Below are 18,986 nucleotides of genomic sequence, written 5' to 3'. Positions count from 1 at the left end.
TCCTTGACGTGTGGTGTGCGGGTGGTGCGGGGCCGGTGCGGCCCCGCACCGCCGGGGTGTTACCTGGTGCGGCGCTGGTCGCGCAGGCTGGCGATCTTCGCGGACATGCCGAAGATGTCGATGAAGCCGCGGGCCAGGGACTGGTCGTAGGTGTCGCCGGTGTCGTAGGTGGCCAGGCCGTAGTCGTACAGGGACGCCTCACCGCGGCGGCCGGTGACCACGGCGCGACCGCCGTGCAGGACCATGCGGATGTCGCCGGTGACGTTCTTGTTGGCCTCGGTGACGAAGGTCTGCAGGGCGTCCTTGAGCGGGGAGAACCACAGGCCGTCGTAGACGAGTTCGCCCCAGCGCTGGTCGACGCCGCGCTTGTAGCGGGCCAGTTCACGCTCGACGGTGACGTTCTCCAGCTCCTGGTGGGCGGCGATGAGGGCGATCGCGCCGGGGGCCTCGTAGACCTCGCGGCTCTTGATGCCGACGAGGCGGTCCTCGACCATGTCGACGCGGCCGATGCCCTGGGCTCCCGCGCGGCGGTTCGTCTCCTCCATGACCTGGAGCGGGGTGAGGTCCCTGCCGTCGATGGCGGTGGGCACACCGGCGGTGAAGGTGATGACGAGCTCGTCTGGCTCGCGCTGCTGGGCGGGGTCCTGGGTGTAGTCGTAGACGTCCTCGATGGGACCGTTCCAGATGTCCTCCAGGAAGCCGGTCTCCACCGCGCGGCCGAAGAGGTTCTGGTCGATGGAGTAGGGCGACTTCCTGCTGACGTCGATCGGCAGCCCCTTGTCCTCGGCGAAGGCGATGGCCCTGTCGCGGGTCATGCCGGAGTCGCGGACCGGGGCCAGGACCCTGAGCTCGGGGAAGAGGGCGGCGAGCCCGGCCTCGAAGCGGACCTGGTCGTTGCCCTTGCCGGTGCAGCCGTGGGCGACCATGGTGGCGCCGTGGTAGCGGGCGGCTTCGGCCAGGTGCTTGACGATGAGCGGGCGCGACAGGGCCGAGACCAGCGGGTAGCGGTCCATGTAGAGGGCGTTGGCCTGGAGGGCCGGGACGCAGTACTCGGTGGCGAACTCGTCGCGCGCGTCGGCGACGACGGCCTCGACGGCACCGCAGTCCAGGGCGCGCCGGCGGACCACGTCCAGGTCCTCTCCGCCCTGGCCGCAGTCGATGGCCACGGCGACGACCTCGGCGCCGGTCTCCTCGGCGATCCAGCCGATGGCGACGGAGGTGTCGAGTCCTCCGGAGTAGGCGAGTACGACGCGCTCGGTCATCTGGTCCCCCTCGGTGCTTCGTCTGGTGCTGCGGGACGGTCCGCGCATACGAGGTTACGGTCTGCGGTCGGCCAGGCGCAGGAGCGCGGCGGCCAGCTCCTCACCGCCCTGGGGGTCGCGGGAGATCACCAGGATGGTGTCGTCCCCCGCGATGGTGCCCAGGATGGTGTGGAAGTCGGTGTGGTCGATGGCCGAGGCCAGGTACTGGGCCGCGCCGGGCGGGGTGCGGACGATGACCATGTTGGCGGAGGCCTCGGCGGAGACCAGCAGGTCCTCGGCGAGCCGGGTCAGGCGTGCGCCGGAGACCTGTTCGAGGTCGAGGCTGTCGGGCCGGGTGCGCTGCAGGCGTTCGCCGCCCTCGCCGGGCAGCACGTAGGCCAGGTGGCCGTCGGCGGTGCGGAGCTTGACCGCGCCCAGCTCGTCCAGGTCCCTGGACAGGGTGGCCTGGGTGACCTGGACTCCCGCCTCGGCCAGGCGCCTGGCCAGTTCGCCCTGGGACCGGACGTCCTCGCGGGTGAGGACCTCGGTGATCCGTGCGTGTCTGGCCGCCTTGGTCATCGGTGCCGTGCCGCCGCTGTCCACCGTCACCGTCGATCGGCCCCGGGGCTGTCGCTGGTTTCGAGCAGGAAGGCGAGCAGGGCCTTCTGGGCGTGGCGGCGGTTCTCGGCCTCGTCCCAGACCACGCTGTGGGGCCCGTCGATGACCTCGGCGGAGATCTCCTTGCCGCGGTAGGCGGGCAGGCAGTGCAGGACGACGGCCTCGGGGTGGGCGGTGGCGAGCAGGTCGGCGTCGACCGCGTAGGGGCGGAAGGGCGCCTCACGCTCGGCCGCCTCGTCCTCCTGGCCCATGGACACCCAGGTGTCGGTGGCCAGGGCGTCGGCTCCACGGGCGGCCTCGCCGGGATCGGCGGTGACCGTGACCGACCCTCCGGTGCTCTCGGCGATCTCGGCGGCGCGGGCGACCACCCCCGGGTCGGGGAGGTGCCCCTCGGGGGCGCCGACGCGCACGTGGAGTCCGGCGGTGGCACCTCCCAGCAGGTAGGAGTGGGCCATGTTGTTGGCGCCGTCGCCGAGGTAGGCGAGGGTGAGTCCGGCCAGGGCGCCCTTGCGCTCGCGGACGGTCTGCAGGTCGGCGAGGACCTGGCAGGGGTGGAACTCGTCGGTGAGGGAGTTGACCACCGGGACGGAGATGTGCGCGGCCAGGCCCTCCAGGTCACTCTGCGCGAAGGTGCGCCACACGACGGCGGCGACCTGGCGCTCCAGGACGCGTGCGGTGTCCTCCAGGGGCTCGCCGCGGCCCATCTGGGTGCTGGCCGTGTCCAGGACCAGTGGGCTGCCGCCCAGGTCGGTGACGCCGACGGCGAAGGACAGGCGTGTCCGTGTGGAGGGCTTGTCGAAGATCAGGGCGACGGTGCGCGGACCGGCGAGCGGCCGGTGGCCGAAGCGGTCCTTCTTCATGTCGTCGGCGAGGTCGAGCACCCGGGCCTGCTCGGCCGGGGTGAGGTCGTCATCGCGCAGGAAGTGGCGGGTCATGTTACGGCTGCTCCTTCGTCGCGGCGGCCTCGGCGGCGTCCAGGATGGTGGGCAGCGCCTCGATGAACAGGCCGATCTGCTCGGGTGTGATGACCAGGGGCGGGGCGATCCGGACGGCTTCGGGGGCCACGGCGTTGACCAGGAAGCCGCGTACGGCCGCCTGCTCCTGCACGTGGGCGGCGTGCGGCCCGGTCAGTTCCAGGGCCCGCCACAGTCCGCTGCCGCGCTGTCCGGCCAGCAGGGGGTGGTCGAGCGCGTCGATCTGCTCGGCCAGCAGGTCGCCCGTGACGGCGGCGTGGGCGAGCAGGTTCTCGCTCTCGATGGTGTCGATGACGGCGAGGGCTGCGGCGCAGGCGACGGGGTTGCCGCCGAAGGTGGAGCCGTGGTCGCCCTTGTGGAAGGCGTCGGCGTAGCGGCCGAAGCCGACGCAGGCGCCGATGGGCAGGCCGCCGCCCAGGCCCTTGGCGAGGGTGAGCACGTCGGGGCGCACGTCCTCGGTCTGGTGGGCGAACCACTGGCCGGTGCGGCCGATGCCGCTCTGGATCTCGTCCAGGACGAAGGCGGCGCCCACGTCGTCGCAGACGCGGCGGACTCCGGCGAGGTAGCCCTCCGGGGCGGGGACGACTCCGGCCTCGCCCTGGGTGGCTTCGGTGAACACGGCGACGCACTGCTCGTCGACGGCCTCGGCGAGGGCGTCCAGGTCGCCGTGGGGGACGAAGCGCACGTCCATGCCGAAGGGGCCGAAGGGTTCGCGGATGGCGTCCTTGCCCGTGAGGGCGAGGGCGCCGGAGGTGCGGCCGTGGAAGCCCTTGGCGGAGGCCACGAAGTAGTGGCGACCGGATCCGGCGGCGCGCTTGACCAGTTTGAGGGCGGCCTCGTTGGCCTCGGTGCCGGAGTTGGCGAAGAAGACCTTGGCGTCGCCGCCGACCAGTCCGACCAGGCGCTCGGCGAGCTCGACCTCGCGCTCGTGGACGAAGAGGTTGCTGGTGTGGGCGAGGGTGGCCGTCTGGTGGGCGACCGCCTTGACCAGGGCGGGGTGGCCGTGTCCGAGGCTGGAGACGGCGATCCCGGCGATGAGGTCGAGGTACTGGCGGCCGTCGGCGTCGTAGACCTCGCAGCCGCGCCCGAGGGTGAGGGCGACGGGCGGGACGCCGTAGGTGGGCATGAGCGAGGCCGCGAAGCGCTCGCGCAGTTCGGAACCACTGGTCACTGTGCGCCTCCTGTGTACGTGGCGGTGGTGTCGTTGGGGCGCCAGGGGCGCGGGGTGTGGCCGTTTCCGGCGAGCAGTGCGGCCTCCAGCTCCGCGTCGGCGACCATGGTGCCGACGCCCTGGTCGGTGAAGACCTCCAGGAGCAGGGAGTGGGGAAGGCGGCCGTCGATGATGTGGGCCTGGGGGACGCCGCCCTCGACGGCGTGCAGGCAGGCCTCCATCTTGGGGACCATCCCCGAGGACAGGGAGGGCAGCAGCGCCCGCAGCTCGTCGACGTCCAGGCGGCTGACCAGCTCGGTGTTGTGCGGGTAGTCGGAGAACAGGCCCTCGACGTCGGTGAGCATGATGAGTTTGCTGGCTCCCAGGGCGACCGCGAGGGCGGAGGCGGCGGTGTCGGCGTTGACGTTGTAGACGCCGCCGTCGTCGGCGCGGGCGACGCTGGAGACCACGGGGACGCGGCCGTCGGCCAGGAGCGCGGCGACGGCGCCCGGGTCGACGCCGGTGATCTCGCCGACGCGGCCGAGGTCGACGGTCTCGCCGTCCACCTCGACCGTCTTGCGCCGGGCGGTCAGGAGGTTGGCGTCCTCGCCGGACATGCCGACGGCGAAGGGGCCGTGCTGGTTGACCAGTCCGACGATCTCGCGGTTGACCTGGCCGGTGAGGACCATGCGGACGATGTCCATGGCCTCGTCGGTGGTCACGCGCAGTCCGGCGGTGAAGGTGGACTCCACCCCGGCGCGGTCGAGCTGGGCGCTGATCTGGGGCCCGCCGCCGTGCACGACGACGGGGCGCAGGCCCGCGTAGTGCAGGAAGACGATGGACTCGGCGAAGCGGACGCGCAGCTCCTCGCTGACCATGGCGTTGCCGCCGTACTTGACCACCACGGTGCGGCCGTGGAAGCGGGAGAGCCAGGGCAGCGCCTCGATGAGGTTGGCGGCCTTGTCTATGGCGACGTCCCGCGCCTGGTTCTCGGTGGACGGGGTGGAGCGCGCGATCATGAGTTCTGGGCCCGGTCGTGGTCGGTGGCGGGGGTGTCCGTGGCGGGGGTGTCGGCGCCGATCTGGGTGGCCAGCTCGGCCAGCACCTCGGTCAGCAGCGCGGCGAGGGCGTCCTCGTCGGGAGTGGTGCCGCTGGCACCGCTGGCCATGAGCAGCACGGTGTCGTTGGTGGCGGACAGCGGGTCGAGGGTCTTGCCCGCGGCGGCGGACAGCAGGCGCCGGCACTGGTCGGCGGTGATGTCCGCGTCGGTGGTGAGCACGCACAGTGCCGTGGACAGGGAGGGGTCTGGGCCCTTGGCCATGGCACCGACGGTGTAGCCGTCGCCGCGCCGGAAGGCGATCTTGACGACGGTGTCGGTGGTGCGGATGGCGTCGGCGGCGGCCAGTCCCCCACCGCGCGAGGCCTCGGCCAGGGCCGCGGTGACGCCCTGGCGCAGGGCGTCCAGGGGCGGACGGGTCCCGACGGAGCCGGTGGCGCACAGCACGACCTCGGCGGCGGAGTCGGTCAGCAGGTCGGCGGTGTGCTCGGCCTGGGCGTGGACGTCCTGGAAGCCGGGTGGGCCGGTGCCCGCGTTGGCTCCGCCGGAGGTGAGGACGGCGGCGCGCACGCGCCCGCCCGAGACGACCTGTTCGGACCACAGGACGGGGGCGGCCTTGTCGCCGGCGGTGGTGAAGACGGCTCCGGCGGCGCGTGAGGGGCCGTCGTTGACGACCACGGCGACGTCCCGGGCCCCGTCGTCCTTCAGGCCCGCGGCGACTCCGGCGGCACGGAAGCCCTGGGGCGCTGTGACACTCACGGTGTTGCCTTCCTAGGGTGCGACCGCGGCGAGCGGCAGACCGGTGGCCTCGGGCAGGCCGAGGGCGAGGTTGGTGCTCTGGAGGGCGCCGCCCGCGGTGCCCTTGGTGAGGTTGTCCAGGGCGGCGACGGCGACCATGCGGCCCGCGTCGGGGTCGACGGTGACCTGCACGAGGGTGGTGTTGGCGGCCAGTGTCATGGCGGTGCTGGGCCAGGTGCCCTCGGGGAGCAGGTGGACGAAGGGCTCGTCGGCGTAGGTGGCCTGGTAGGCGGCGCGGACCTGGTCGGCGGTGGTGCCGGGCTTGAGGGGCGCGGTGCAGGTGGCGAGGATGCCGCGGGGCAGCGGGGCCAGGACCGGGGTGAAGGACAGCCTGACCGGCTCGCCGGTGACCGAGGTGAGGTTCTGGACGATCTCGGGGTTGTGCCGGTGGGTGCCGCCGACTCCGTAGGGGCTCAGGGCGCCCATGACCTCGCTGCCGATGAGGTTGGGCTTGGGCGCCCTGCCCGCGCCGGAGGTGCCGGTGACGGCGACGACGGTCAGGTCGGGCTCGACGAGCTGTTCGGCCAGTCCGGGCAGCAGGGCCAGGGTGGCGACGGTGACGTGGCATCCGGGCACGGCGACCCGGCGGGCCCCGGCGAGCCGTTCGCGCTGCCCGGGCAGTTCGGGCAGACCATAGGGCCAGGTCCCGGCGTGCGGTGTGCCGTAGAAGCGTTCCCAGGCGGCGGCGTCGTTGAGCCTGAAGTCGGCACCGCAGTCGACCACGAGGGTGTCGTCGCCGAGCTGCTGGGCGATGTCGGCGGACTGGCCGTGCGGCAGGGCGAGGTAGACGACGTCGTGGCCGCGCAGCTCCTCGACCGTGGTGGGCGCCAGGACCCGGTCGGCCAGCGGCAGCAGGTGCGGCTGGTGCTGGATCAGGGGTGCCCCGGCGTTGCTTCCGGCGGTGACCGCGCCGATGGCGATCTCGGGGTGGTCCAGGAGCAGGCGCAGCAGCTCGCCTCCCGCGTAGCCGCTGGCTCCGGCGATGGCCGCTGTGTATCCCATGGTGGTGCCCCCTGGTCGAAACTGACTGGACCATCATGCATGACCATGCAAATTTATGCAAGCAGCTGCGGGGGCCGCACCGCCCCCGTGGGCGAGGCCCCTCGCGCGAGCGCCCGGCTGGGCCTCAGCGGCCAGAGATGCGGGTGGCGATCCCGGCGAAGCGGGAGGTGTGGGCCCTGTCCTCGGTGCGGGACTCACGGCGGTCGGCGGTGCGGTACAGCCCGTAGATGACCTGGGTGCCCACCCAGCGCAGGGGCTCGGGCTCCCAGCTGCGGATCTGGTGGCCGACCCAGGGCAGGCGGGTCAGGTCGGTCTCGCGGCGCAGGATCAGGTCGCGCAGGGTGCGCCCGGCCAGGTTGCTGGTGGCCACGCCGCTGCCCGCGTAGCCGCCCGCCCAGCCCAGGCCGGTCCCGGTGTCCATGTGCACGGCCGGGCACCAGTCGCGCGGCACCCCCAGCACACCGGACCAGGCGTGCTCGACCGGCACCTCGGCCACGTCGGGGAACATGCGGATGAGCGCATGCCACAACTCGGCGATGACCTGCGGCTGGGTGGCGCCGTCCTGGTCCTGGGCGGAACCGAAGCGGTAGGGGACTCCGCGTCCGCCGATGGCGATGCGGTCGTCGGCGGTGCGCTGGGCGTAGACGTAGGAGTGGGCGGCGTCGCCCAGGACCTCGCGCCCCTCCCAGCCGATCTTCTCCCACAGCTCGGCCGGGAGCGGCTCGGTGGCGATCATCGAGGAGTTCATCGGCAGCCAGTCGCGGCGCTGGCCGCGCAGCGTGGAGGTGAAACCCTCGGTGGCGCGCACGACGTGGTCGGCGTAGACGGTGCCGTGCTCGGTGACGGCCGCCGGACGCGTCGTCGCACCGCGGGGGCGGATCTCCTCCACGGCGGTGCCCTCGAAGATCGTCACTCCCAGGTCCTCCACCACCCGGGCCAGGCCGGTGACCAGCTTGGCGGGGTGCACGCGGGCGGCGTGCGGGGAGTAGGCGGAGGCGACCGCGCCGGACACCGACAGCCGGGGCTCGTGGTCGCCCTCCACCAGGTGGATGTCGTCGGGCCAGTAGCCCCACTCCTGGAGGTACTCGATGTCCTCGGCCAGGCGTTCGCGCTGGGCGGCGTTGGTGGCCACCAGGCGCATACCGCCGCGGACGATGTCGGCGTCGACGCCCTCGGCCTCGGCCACCGAGATCACCTCGGTGACGGTGTCCATCATCGCCCGCTGCAGGGCGACCATCGCGGCCTTGCCGTGTGACTGCGCGTAGCGCTCGCGCGAGCCCGCGAACTCGGCCGACAGCCAGCCCCCGTTACGCCCGGAGGCGCCGAAGCCGGCGAACTCGCGTTCGACCACGGCCACCCGCAGGTCCGGCTGTTCCTTCTTGAGGTAGTAGGCGGTCCACAGGCCGGTGTAACCGGCCCCGACCACGCAGACGTCGTAGTCCGCGGTGCCGGGCAGGGACGCACGGCGTTCGGGGAGCCCGGTCTCGCGGAACCAGAAGGACACGGATCCGTTGGCGAAACGTGAGGACCGGGGAATCGCCCTCATCTGCGCGGCAGTGGTGAACAATCCCATCTTTCCCCCCGAAACCTGTGTGCTCACGGTGCACCCCGCGTGGGACCCACGAACTCCCGCCAACTTACACCGGAACGACGGTTTGTGGGATGTTTCCGTGCCTTCGCGGGCACTGGAGCCCCGGAGGGAAGCGGATTCGGCTACCCGCGGTGTCGAGTCGAACGCACCGTCAGCAGCAGGAGTGGTCACGGAGGGTGCGCGCGATGTCGGCGAGCCGACGGACGCCTTCGTCGCCGAGCGGGGCCAGGACGTACTCGCGCAGCCGTTCGACGTGCTTGCCACGCGCCTTTCCGATGAAGTCCAGGCCCTTGTCGGTGAGCACGGCGTAGACGACCCGGCGGTCGGAGGAGCAGTTCTCGCGCTCCAGATAGCCCTCGCGCTCCAGGCGGTCCGCGAGCTTGGTGAACCCGCCCGTGCTCAGGCTGACCTCGCGGGCCAGGCAACTCATGGGCAGCCGGTGACCGGGGGTGCGCTGCAGGCGTATGAGCACCTCGAACCAGGGACCGGCCATGTCCTTGCCGTCGGGGGTGATACCGCCCAGGAGCCTGGGTTGGACGGTGTTCATCGCCTCGTGGACCAGTCCCCACGCGGTGATGAGGTCGTCGTCGCTCGGCGCGGTTCCCGCTCCCGCCGCGGTGTCGGTCTGCCGTGTGCTCATGTCCGCTCCCTGTCCCTGACCGGGCGGACGCCGGAGCGCATCTCACCCACAAGAAATATCTTCCCAGTAAATTTTACTCCACAGCGGACGTTTCGCCCAGTGTTTTTCCCACGGACACATCACACCCGGCGCGCCTCGTCACGCGCCGGGTCAGTACACCGGTGTGGGATTGGAAAGATACTTTCCATGGGGTCCCGCCGCGTCCCTCGGGGGCGGCGGGACCCCATGGTCAGTGACGGGCCGCGACCGCGTCCAGCGCGGCCGCCAGGGTGGACACCAGGTGGTCGATCTGCTCCCAGGTGATGATCAGGGGCGGCGAGACGAGCAGCGCCGTCGGGATCGGCCGCAGGATCGCCCCGCGGGCCCGCGCCTCGGCGAACACCTCCGCCGTGGTGATCCCCCGCCCGACGAGGGCCTCCTCCGTGAGTTCCACCGCGCCCATCACCCCGAGACCCGAGCGGACCTCGGCCACCAGCGGGTGGTCGGCCAGGCCGCGCAGCGCGCCGTCCAGGTGGCGCTCGACCTCCAGCGACACCGTGAACAGGTCCTCGCGCTCCAGGATGTCCAGATTGGCCATCGCCGCCGCGCAGGCCGTCGGGTGCCCGGCGTAGGTGGTCCCGTGCATGAACGGATTGCCCTCACCGTTGTAGAAGGGGTCCGCCACGCGCCCGCTGACCACGACGCCGCCCAGCGGCAGGTATCCGCTGGAGACGCCCTTGGCGAAGACGATCATGTCCGGGTCGACCCCGAAGCGCTCGATCCCGAACCAGTTACCCATACGTGCGAAACCGCAGATGACGCTGTCGACGACGAACAGCACGCCGTACTTGCGGCAGATCCGCGAGACCTCGGCGAAGTAGCCCTCCGACGGCGGGAACACTCCGCCCGCGCCGACCACCGGCTCGGCGAAGAAGGCCGCGACCCGCTCGGGGCCCACCCGCAGGATCTCGGCCTCCAGGGCCTCGGCCGAGTCGTGGGGCACCACCGAGGTGTCCTCGACCAGCTTGCCGTAGCCGCTGCGGAACCGGTCCATGCCGGAGAGGCTCGTGCCGAAGCCGTGCAGGCCGTGGTAGCCGCCGGTCCGGCTGATCAGGTGGGTACGCCCGGGCTGGCCGGTGACCGCCCAGTACCGCCGCGCCAGCTTGGCGGCGGTGTCGATGGACTCTCCCCCGCCGCAGGTCAGGATCACCCGCGGATCGACCACGGGCGCGTGCGCGGCCAGGCGCTCACTGAGCTCCGCCGCGGGACGGTTGGTGAAGTCCCCGTAGACGGTGTAGGAGTCCAGGGTGCTGATCTGGCGGTGGACCGCGTCCGCGATCTCGGTGCGTCCGTGTCCGACGTTGCAGTACCAGAGACTGGCCGTGCCATCCAGGTAGCGATCGCCGGAGTCGTCCCAGAGCCACACGCCCTCGGCACGGGCCACCATGAACTCCGGGCCCTTGGCCACGGTGTTCATATCGCAGAAGGTGTGCCACAGGCGGCCGGGTTCCCTGTGCTCCCGGGGAGCGAGTGCGGACGAGACAACCGTTTCGGTCATATGGCGACCTCCGAGCCGAGTCATGCGCCAAAGCGCAGCGGAAAACTCAGGTTGATCTGACCTGCACCCGGGCGCCCGATGTTGGCAGGTGCTTGCAGGCTAATCCGGCGACCCGCTACACAGCAAGAGACAAAACGACGATTCATGCCCCGAAACCCAAACTTCATGCCCGCTACCCTCCGGGAGCAGCGAGAAAACCCTTCCTGGCCTGGAAAAACTGGCCAAAAAATAATCCGGGATCCGGCTGTTCCATCGGAGCTTTCGGAAACACTCGGAGCGTCGCGGCCACGCCGCGCGGCCGTTCCCCCGCAGAAGAGGGGCGGGGCCGGCCGCTCCCCCGTCTCCGGGAAGCGGCCGGCCCCGCACGGGTCCGGTCACGGGACCGGGCACCGGCCCCTTCACGCGTCTCAGCCGCGCAGGACCGCCCCCGTGCGCTCGGCGGCCGCGGTGACGGCCGCGTCGCGCGCGGCGCCGGCCTCCTCCGCGGTCAGCGTCCGGTCCCCGGCCCGGAAGCGCAGGGCGAAGGCCACCGACTTGCGGCCCTCCCCGACCTGCTCCCCGGTGTAGACGTCGAACAGGCGCACGCTCTCCAGCAGTTCACCCGCGCCCTCGGTCAGGGCCTCGCTGATCCGGCCCACCGGCACCGAGGAGTCCACGACCAGGGCCACGTCCTGGGTGGCCACCGGGTAGGTGGACACCTCGGGAGCGGTGGCGGGGACGCGGGCCCTCTCGATCCGGTCGAGCTCGACCTCCACCGCCACCGTGCGCTCGGGCAGCCCGAAAGCCTTGACGGTGCGCGGGTGCAGTTCACCGGCGTGCCCCACCAGCAGGCGCTCGCCTCCCGCGCGTACGTACAGCGCGGCACAGCGGCCCGGGTGCCACGGGGCGTGCTGGTCGGCCTCGACCTCCAGCTCGACCCCGGCGACACCGGCGGTGTCGCGGGCGGCCTGGACGGCGTCGGCCCAGGTGGCCTCCCGGCCCGGGCCCCACCATCCGGCGCGCTCGACGAGTCCGGAGAGCACCGCGCCCACCCGGCGCGGCTGCTCCGGCAGCGCGGCGTCGACGCGGGCCAGCTCCTCGGCGCTGGGGCCGCGGTCCACCGGCAGCATCGGGGCTCGGGCGGTCCCGGGCCCGGGCCGGTAGACCAGACCCATCTCGTACAGGGCCACGTCGGTGAGGCCGCGCCCCACGTTGCGGGCCAGGGCCTTGAACAGGCCGGGCAACAGCGTGGTGCGCAGCAGCGGCTCGCCCTCGTTGAGCGGGTTGGCCAGGCGCAACGCCCTCCTGCGGTCGTCGGCCGCCCCCAGCTGGAGCCCGTCCAGGTCGCGCTCACCGACGAACGGGTAGTTCAGCACCTCGTGGAAGCCGGTGTCGGCCAGGGTGCGGCCGACCGCGCGGCGCAGGCGCTGGCTCGCGGTCAGGCCCCGGCCCGAGGCACGCGGGCGGATCGAGGGGATGTTCTCGTAGCCCTCGAAGCGGATGACCTCCTCGGCGAGGTCGTTGGGGTCGGTGATGTCGGGACGCCAGGTGGGCGGAGTGACCCTCAGCAGGTCCCCGTCGGCCTCCACGGCGCAGCCGATCGCGCGCAGCCACCTCTCCGTGGTGCCCTCGGGATAGTCCATCCCGGCGACGGAGCCCGCGTGTGAGGCCCTCACCCCGATCGCCTCGCGGGGCGGGGTCCGGTCCAGGTGGGTGTAGGCGGTCTCGACGGTGGCCCCGCCCAGTTCCGCGAGCAGCTCGACCGCACGGCTGGCCGCGGCCAGCTGCACCGCGGAGTCCACACCGCGCTCGAAGCGGCGGGAGGACTCCGAGGACAGCTGGTGGCGGCGCGAGGCGCGGGCGATGTGCATGGCGTCGAAGTGCGCGGCCTCGACCAGCACCTCGGTGCTGTTCAGGGAGATCTCCGTGCTCAGGCCGCCCATGACGCCCGCGATGTTGACCGGACCGCTGTCGTCGGCGATGACGATGTCGTCGGCGTCCAGGGAGCGCTGGACGTGGTCCAGGGTCTCCAGCTTCTCCCCCGCCGAGGCGGCGCGCACCCGCAGGCCTCCCCGGAGCTGGGCGCGGTCCCAGGCGTGCAGCGGCTGTCCGAGTTCGAGCATCACGTAGTTGGTGACGTCCACGGCCAGGGAGAGCGGGCGCACACCGCTCTGGTGCAGGCGGCGCTTCATCCACAGGGGGCTCGGCGCGTCGGGGTCGAACCCGGTGGCGCCGCGCAGGACGTAGCGGTCGCACAGCGCCGGGTCGATCTCCGCGGGCGTGCCCTCGCCCACGGGTTCGGCCACGGCGAGGTCGGCCGGGTCGCGGAAGCCGACCCCGTACAGCGCGGCCGTGTCGCGGGCCACGCCTCGCAGGGACAGCGCGTAGCCGCGGTCGGGGGTGACGGCGATGTCGAGGACGTCCTCGCGCAGGCCGAGCGGGCCGATGGCGTCCTCGCCCACCTCGCCGAAGCCCTCGGGCAGGACGACGATGCCGGTGTGGTCCTCCCACAGGCCCAGCTCGGTGGCCGAGCAGATCATGCCCGCGGACATCCTGCCGTAGGTCTTGCGGGCGCCGATCCGGAAGCCCCCGGGCAGTTCCGCACCGGGCAGGCAGACCACGACCAGGTCTCCCTCGGCGAAGTTGCGGGCACCGCAGACGATCTCCTGCGGCTCGCCGGTGCCGTTGGCTCCTCCCACGTCCACGAGGCAGAAGCGGATGGGCTTCTTGAAACCGGTGAGCTCCTCGATGGAGAGCACGCGGCCGTGGACGACGGGGCCGCTGATGTCGGTGCCGAGCTCGTCGACGGTCTCGACCTCCAGGCCCGCCAGCGTGAGGCGGTCGGCGAGGTCGCGGGCGGTGACGTCGGCCGGCAGGTCGACGTACTCCCGCAGCCAGGTAAGGGGGACGCGCATCAGTTCTCACTCCCGAACGCCGAGGTGAAGCGGATGTCGCCCTCGACCATGTCGTGCATGTCGCGCACGCCGTGCGCGAACATCAGTGTCCGTTCGATTCCCAGGCCGAAGGCCCAGCCGGTGTACGCCTCGGGGTCCACTCCCGCGGCGGTGAGCACACGCGGGTTGACCACGCCGCAGCCGCCGATCTCGATCCAGCCCTCGCTGGAGCAGGTGCGGCAGACCGCGTCGGGGTCGCCCACGGAGGCGCCCCGGCACACGAAGCACTCCATGTCCACCTCGGCGGACGGCTCGGTGAACGGGAAGTAGGAGGCCCGGAAACGGGTCCGCAGCCCCTCGCCGAAGACGCCCTCCACGTAGGCGTCGATGGCACCGCGCAGATGGGCCAGGGTGACGCCCCTGTCCACGACCAGGCCCTCCAGCTGGTGGAAGACCGGGCTGTGGGTGGCGTCGAGCTCGTCGGTGCGGAAGGTCTTGCCGGGCGCGACCACGTACACCGGCAGCTCACGGGAGAGCAGCGCGCGGACCTGCACGGGCGAGGTGTGGGTGCGCATGACCAGACCGGACTCGCCGCCGTCGGGGCCCTCCACGAAGAAGGTGTCCTGCATGGTGCGCGCGGGGTGGTCGGGCTGGAAGTTGAGGGCGTCGAAGTTGAACCACTCGGCCTCGACCTCGGGGCCCTCGGCGATCTCGAAGCCCATACCGACGAAGAGGTCGGCCACGCGCTCGGCGACGGTGGTCAGCGGGTGGCGGGCACCGCGCGGGGCGCGGTCCCAGGGCAGGGTGACGTCGACCCGCTCCTCGATGAGGACGCGCTCGTCGCGCTCGGCCTCCAGGACGGCCTGACGGGCCTTGAGGGCCTGGCCGACGTCGCGCCGGGCACCGCCCACGCGCTTGCCCGCGTCGGCCTTGGCCGCCGGGGGCAGGGCGCCGATCTCCCGGTTGGCCAGTGCCAGCGGGGAGCGGTCCGAGGCGTGCGCGAGGCGGACCTCCTTGAGTTCGGCGAGGTCGGTGGCGGCCTCGATGGCGGCCAGGGCCTCCTCGCGCATGCGGGCGACCTCGTCGGGGTGCAGAGGGGTCACCTCGACCGGGTCGAAGGAATTGTTCGGTGCAGACATGGTTGGTTGCCTCGCCGCCGGAGTCCCCGACCAGGACGGGGGAACAGGCGGCAGTCACGGTCCGCGACGGGGCGGACGAAGCCGACAGGGAAAGCAGGCGGATTGCGGGCATGCCCGGAAAAAGGATCCGTTACGGGACCGGGAGCACGCCGTGGCGCCCACCGGGGAGGCTGGAGGGTCCGAAGGGTCTTCAGACGAACTCGGGCGTCCCGGCGGGCATGGTAAATCGGAACTCGGCGCCGCCGCTGGGGGCGCGTCCGACGGTGATCGTGCCGCCGTGGGCCTCCACGAGGCCCTTGACGATGAACAGTCCGAGGCCGGTCCCGCTCCGGCGCTTGCTGCGCCAGAACTGGCGGAAGACGCGCGGAATGGTCTCGGGCGCTATGCCCTGGCCTTCGTCGCGCACCGACACCGCTGTTCCTCCTTCACACGGCTCGATCACGATACTGACAGTACCAGCGCCGTGCCGCACGCCGTTTTCCACCAGGTTCAACAGGATCTGCTCGATCTTGTCGGGATCCAGCCACATGCGCGGAAGCTCACCGCGGGCCTCGACGCGGAAGCGCTCCTCGGGCTCGCCGGAGGCCACACGCCCGGCCACGACCCGGCGTACGGCCTCGTGCAGGTCGACGACCTGGCGGCGCACCTCCAGGCGGCCGGACTCGATGCGCGAGACGTCGAGCAGGTCGTGGATGAGGCGGGTGACGCGGTCCGCGTCGGCGTTGACCGTCTCCAGCATGAACAGCTTCTGCTTGTCGGTGAGCCGTTCCCACTTGGTGAGCAGGGTGGAGGTGAAGCCCTTGACGCTGGTCAGGGGCGACCGAAGCTCGTGGGCCACCTGGGAGACCAGGTCCGCGCGGGTGCGTTCGGCGCGCGCGGAGGCGTCCCGGAGGGTGACGACCAGGCGGACGAGCTCGCCGCCGGGGCGGGCGCGCACGTAACGCGCGGCGACGAGGATCTCGCGGTCGTCGGGTAGCAGGAGGGCGCGCTCGGGCTGGCGGACGCGGTCGCGGGCGCCGCCGTAGGGGTCGCTGGCCTCCCACCAGTCGTTGCCGTCTATGCCCAGCAGCGGCAGGACGGAGCGGTAGTCGCGTCCCAGGGCCGCGCCGACGGGGATGCCGATGAGCTGGGCGGCCTGGGCGTTGAAGAGCACGACGTGGCCACGCGCGTCGGCCACCACCACACCGTCGGGCAGGTCGTCCGGATGCAGGGGGCCGGTACCGGTGAAGGAGCCGTCGACCTCCTGGAGGACGGCTGCGGACCGGGTGCCGGAACGGTCGAAGGCGCCGGGTGCGCGGTCGTCCTCGGTCCCGGGGGAAGCGTCCGGGGGGTGTGCGGTCCCGTCACCCGAGTCCTCCGCCGGGTGGTCCGCCTGCCGGCCGCTGCCCACGCCTCTCCCCGCTCCCCTCGAAGGTCCACGACCACAGGCTCCTGGGCCGAGGACCGCTGACCGGTGGTCGCCCCGTGGGCACCACCGCAGGTTGTCTACCCTGCACTTCCGCCTGGTACGCCTCGCGGCCCGGGATCGGACGCCCGGCGGGAGAGGAGCGTACAAGCCCTCTCCAGGCGCCCCGCCACCCGGGAGACAGGGACCGCCGATCCGAGCGCGTCACGCGTGGTCACGCGGTGTCGTCAAGCCTGCCGGGTGGTCCGGGTCGGCACGGCGCCCCACCCGTGACACGGGTGGGCACGCCGGGTCCTACGCGTCACGCGCATGGACCCTCCGCGGTCCCTCTCCTACCGACCCTATCGGCACCCGGGCCCCGTGCACGTGCATTTTGGATGGACGGGCGCATGAACTGAGCACGCGTGTCCCTGTCGCGGCGTCTGCGGTGGGGGTGGATCGAGCATGACAGGCCTGTCACACAACGTAATCACCCGAGGTCAGCGCCGGGGCGTTCCGGGATCGCCGGGACCGGCTCAGGAGTGCCGCTGCTGCCGTGCGGTGGTGTACAGACACACGGCCGCAGCCGTGGCCAGATTCAGGCTTTCGGCCCCGCCGTAGATCGGGACGCTGACCGCGCCGTCGGTCAGGGTGACGACCTCCCCGGGCAGGCCCCAGGCCTCGTTGCCGAACACCCAGCCCACGGGGCCGTCCAGGTCGCCGTCATCGGCGACGCTGTGCAGGTCACGGGGGCCGCCGCCGTCGGCGGCCCACACCCGCGCACCCGCCTCGCGCAGGAAGCCGACCGCGCGCGCCACCGGGACGCCCACGACCACGGGCAGGTGGAACAGGCTTCCGGCCGAGGCCCGCACGCACTTGCCGTTGTAGGGGTCGACGGAGGCGTCGGTGAAGATCACCGCGTCGGCACCGGCCGCGTCGGCGGTACGCAGGACCGTGCCCGCGTTGCCCGGATCACGGACGTGGGAGAGCACGACCGCCAGGCGGACGTCGCCGAGGCCGTCCAGGGGGACGTCGACGAACTCGCAGACCGCGATGACCCCCTGGGGGGTGACGGTCTGGGCCAGCTCCGACATCACGTCCAGGCTGACCCTGTGGGTGGGCACGTCCGCCGCGCGTGCGGCGTCCACCAGGTCGATGTGGCGCTGCATGGCCTCCGCGGTGGCGTAGACCTCGACAACGCACGGGGCGGCCCCGTGGGGCCGCCCGTCACCGCCGCTCGCGGCGGTCAGCGCCTCCCGTACCGCCTGCGGCCCCTCTGCGAGGAAGCGCCGCTCGCGCTGGCGGAAGGTGCGCTTGGCGAGCCGCCGAACCCCCTTGATCCTGGGTGAGCGGATACTCGTGAACTCGTGGCTCGCCATCGCTATTCGCCGCTCACTTCCGCCCTAGGCCGCGGCCTCGGTGGGGAGGGCCTTCTTGGCCGTCTCCACCAGGCTCGCGAAGGCGGCCTCGTCCCTGACCGCCAGCTCGGCGAGCATGCGACGGTCGACCTCGATGCCGGCCAGCTTCAGGCCCTGCATGAAGCGGTTGTAGGTCAGGCCCTGGGCCCTGGAGGCGGCGTTGATGCGCTGGATCCACAGACGACGGAACTGCCCCTTGCGGTCCTTGCGGTCCCGGTAGGAGTAGGTCATCGAGTGGAGCATCTGCTCCTTGGCCTTGCGGTACAGGCGCGAACGCTGACCGCGGTAGCCGCTCGCCCGGTCGAGAACGACCTTGCGCTTCTTCTTGGCGTTGAGAGCCCGCTTCACGCGTGCCACTGGAACTCCCTCGTTGTCTCTTCCGGCGCGCGCGGCGCGCCGACCGGCCCGGCTCCGACGAATCCGGCGGCCGTGTTGCTTCGTGTGGTTCCCTCCCGGGGGCCGTCACCGTGCCGACTGGTTCGGCGCGCGGGCGCTCCCGGGGAGGGAGAGGGTCCTCGGAACTACCTGCCGAGCAGCTTGCGCATGCTCTTGGTGTCCGCGGGGGAGAGCACCGCCTCGTTGCTCAGCTTGCGCTTGCGCTTGGAGGTCTTGTGCTCAAGGATGTGGTTCTTGTTGGCACGACGGCGCATGATCTTGCCGGAGCCGGTGACCTTGAAGCGGTCCTTGGCCCCACTGTGGGTCTTGTTCTTCGGCATGTCGCCGCGTCTCCTACTCCGTCGGCGTGTCATCCGTTCCGGACGGATGACACGGTTCTTCCGCTGCTTTGGCGGGGGACCCTGCGCGCCGGTGCGACGCATCCGGGCCGTGCGAGCACAGCCCATCCCACCACCCGGTGCCTTCCCGGCGACCGGGCGGTGGGTACTTCCCGTCGCTAGGCGTCCGAGCGCTGCTCGCGGCGGGACTTGTCCTCCGCCGCCGCGCGGGCCTCGGCCTTGTGGTCGGACCGCCGCTTGTGCGGGCCGATCACCATGACCATGTTGCGGCCGTCCTGCTTGGGCTGCGACTCCACGGTGCCAAGATCCTGGACGTCCTCGGCCAACCGCGCCAGCAGTCGGCGGCCCAGCTCGGGCCTGGACTGCTCACGGCCTCGGAACATGATCGTCACCTTGACCTTGTCCCCGCTCTTGAGGAACCGCACCACGTGACCCTTCTTGGTCTCGTAGTCGTGCGGATCGATCTTCGGGCGGAGCTTGATCTCCTTGATGATCGTGTTCGACTGGTTCTTGCGCGACTCACGGGCCTTGACCGCGGACTCGTACTTGAACTTGCCGTAGTCCATCAGCTTGGCGACCGGCGGGCGCGCGGTCGGAGCGACCTCGACGAGGTCGAGGTCGGACTCCTGGGCCAGACGCAGGGCGTCCTGCACGGAGACGATTCCGACCTGCTCACCATTGGGTCCGACGAGACGGACCTCGGGCACCCGGATGCGGTCATTGATGCGGGGCTCGGCGCTGATGGGACCCCTCCCTAGCTTTCTCGGATTACCTGGAATCGGCCGTCCGCCAGGCGGTGGACGGCTCTGCTGGCCGAGCCGTCCTCGTCC

Annotated in this window: 17 protein-coding genes; all 17 read right to left on the bottom strand. The window is 71.9% G+C overall.

Translation table 11 applies throughout. From position 1 onward, the window contains the following. Positions 1-59: 59 nt before the first annotated feature. The 17 genes from FYX01_RS20315 to infC all read right to left on the bottom strand — a co-directional run bounded on the left by FYX01_RS20315 (position 60) and on the right by infC (position 18,863). Entirely contained in the window at positions 60-1,262 is a 1,203-nt protein-coding gene (locus tag FYX01_RS20315; RefSeq protein ID WP_150243769.1) for an argininosuccinate synthase, read from the bottom strand. A 54-nt stretch (positions 1,263-1,316) separates the two neighbouring features. Then, positions 1,317-1,850: an arginine repressor gene (locus FYX01_RS20310; RefSeq protein WP_150243767.1), complete on the bottom strand. Its 534-nt coding sequence runs from the start codon at positions 1,848-1,850 to the stop codon at positions 1,317-1,319. Next, positions 1,847-2,794: an ornithine carbamoyltransferase gene (gene argF, locus FYX01_RS20305; protein ID WP_150243765.1), complete on the bottom strand. Its 948-nt coding sequence runs from the start codon at positions 2,792-2,794 to the stop codon at positions 1,847-1,849. The genes FYX01_RS20310 and argF overlap by 4 nt, the downstream gene beginning before the upstream one ends. Position 2,795: 1 nt before the next feature. Continuing rightward, complete coding sequence (locus tag FYX01_RS20300) at positions 2,796-4,004, bottom strand: acetylornithine transaminase (protein WP_150243763.1); 1,209 nt, start codon at positions 4,002-4,004, stop codon at positions 2,796-2,798. Next, the gene (gene argB / locus FYX01_RS20295; protein ID WP_150243760.1) at positions 4,001-5,002 is read right to left on the bottom strand and encodes an acetylglutamate kinase; all 1,002 of its coding nucleotides are present in this window, start codon (positions 5,000-5,002) and stop codon (positions 4,001-4,003) included. The genes FYX01_RS20300 and argB overlap by 4 nt, the downstream gene beginning before the upstream one ends. Continuing rightward, positions 4,999-5,799, bottom strand: a complete 801-nt coding sequence (locus FYX01_RS20290) for a bifunctional ornithine acetyltransferase/N-acetylglutamate synthase (RefSeq protein ID WP_150243758.1) — start codon at positions 5,797-5,799, stop codon at positions 4,999-5,001. The genes argB and FYX01_RS20290 overlap by 4 nt, the downstream gene beginning before the upstream one ends. Positions 5,800-5,811: 12 nt before the next feature. Next, positions 5,812-6,840, bottom strand: coding sequence for an N-acetyl-gamma-glutamyl-phosphate reductase (gene argC, locus FYX01_RS20285; RefSeq protein ID WP_150243756.1), 1,029 nt, complete (start codon positions 6,838-6,840; stop codon positions 5,812-5,814). Between the two features lie 124 nt (positions 6,841-6,964). Next, on the bottom strand, positions 6,965-8,386 hold the full coding sequence (locus FYX01_RS20280) for an NAD(P)/FAD-dependent oxidoreductase (RefSeq protein WP_223830563.1): 1,422 nt from the start codon (positions 8,384-8,386) through the stop codon (positions 6,965-6,967). A gap of 196 nt (positions 8,387-8,582) precedes the next feature. Then, entirely contained in the window at positions 8,583-9,071 is a 489-nt protein-coding gene (locus tag FYX01_RS20275) for a MarR family winged helix-turn-helix transcriptional regulator (RefSeq protein WP_150243754.1), read from the bottom strand. Between the two features lie 229 nt (positions 9,072-9,300). Further along, complete coding sequence (locus tag FYX01_RS20270; RefSeq protein WP_150243806.1) at positions 9,301-10,527, bottom strand: aminotransferase family protein; 1,227 nt, start codon at positions 10,525-10,527, stop codon at positions 9,301-9,303. 488 nt (positions 10,528-11,015) lie between these two features. Beyond that, positions 11,016-13,502, bottom strand: coding sequence for a phenylalanine--tRNA ligase subunit beta (gene pheT / locus FYX01_RS20265; protein WP_150243752.1), 2,487 nt, complete (start codon positions 13,500-13,502; stop codon positions 11,016-11,018). Continuing rightward, positions 13,502-14,620, bottom strand: a complete 1,119-nt coding sequence (gene pheS, locus FYX01_RS20260) for a phenylalanine--tRNA ligase subunit alpha (protein ID WP_150243750.1) — start codon at positions 14,618-14,620, stop codon at positions 13,502-13,504. Before pheS ends, pheT begins: the two co-directional genes overlap by 1 nt. A gap of 190 nt (positions 14,621-14,810) precedes the next feature. Next, positions 14,811-16,010, bottom strand: coding sequence for a sensor histidine kinase (locus tag FYX01_RS20255; RefSeq protein ID WP_150243748.1), 1,200 nt, complete (start codon positions 16,008-16,010; stop codon positions 14,811-14,813). Between the two features lie 530 nt (positions 16,011-16,540). After that, positions 16,541-17,383, bottom strand: a complete 843-nt coding sequence (locus tag FYX01_RS20250) for a TrmH family RNA methyltransferase (RefSeq protein WP_150243746.1) — start codon at positions 17,381-17,383, stop codon at positions 16,541-16,543. Between the two features lie 24 nt (positions 17,384-17,407). Beyond that, positions 17,408-17,779 carry a 50S ribosomal protein L20 gene (gene rplT, locus FYX01_RS20245; protein WP_190394406.1) on the bottom strand — a complete coding sequence of 124 codons (372 nt, stop codon included), beginning with the start codon at positions 17,777-17,779 and terminating at the stop codon, positions 17,408-17,410. A 164-nt stretch (positions 17,780-17,943) separates the two neighbouring features. Next, positions 17,944-18,138 (bottom strand): 50S ribosomal protein L35, encoded by a 195-nt coding sequence (gene rpmI, locus FYX01_RS20240; RefSeq protein ID WP_150243744.1) that lies wholly within the window; start codon positions 18,136-18,138, stop codon positions 17,944-17,946. Between the two features lie 176 nt (positions 18,139-18,314). Then, a complete protein-coding gene (gene infC, locus FYX01_RS20235; RefSeq protein WP_394350492.1) occupies positions 18,315-18,863 on the bottom strand; it encodes a translation initiation factor IF-3 in 549 nt (182 codons plus the stop codon). Positions 18,864-18,986: the final 123 nt, after the last annotated feature.

Source organism: Nocardiopsis quinghaiensis, assembly GCF_008638365.1.
GTDB classification, from domain to species: domain Bacteria; phylum Actinomycetota; class Actinomycetes; order Streptosporangiales; family Streptosporangiaceae; genus Nocardiopsis; species Nocardiopsis quinghaiensis.
The sequence above is the reverse complement of the archived record's forward strand: the minus strand, read 5'-3'. Positions and strand labels throughout refer to the sequence as shown.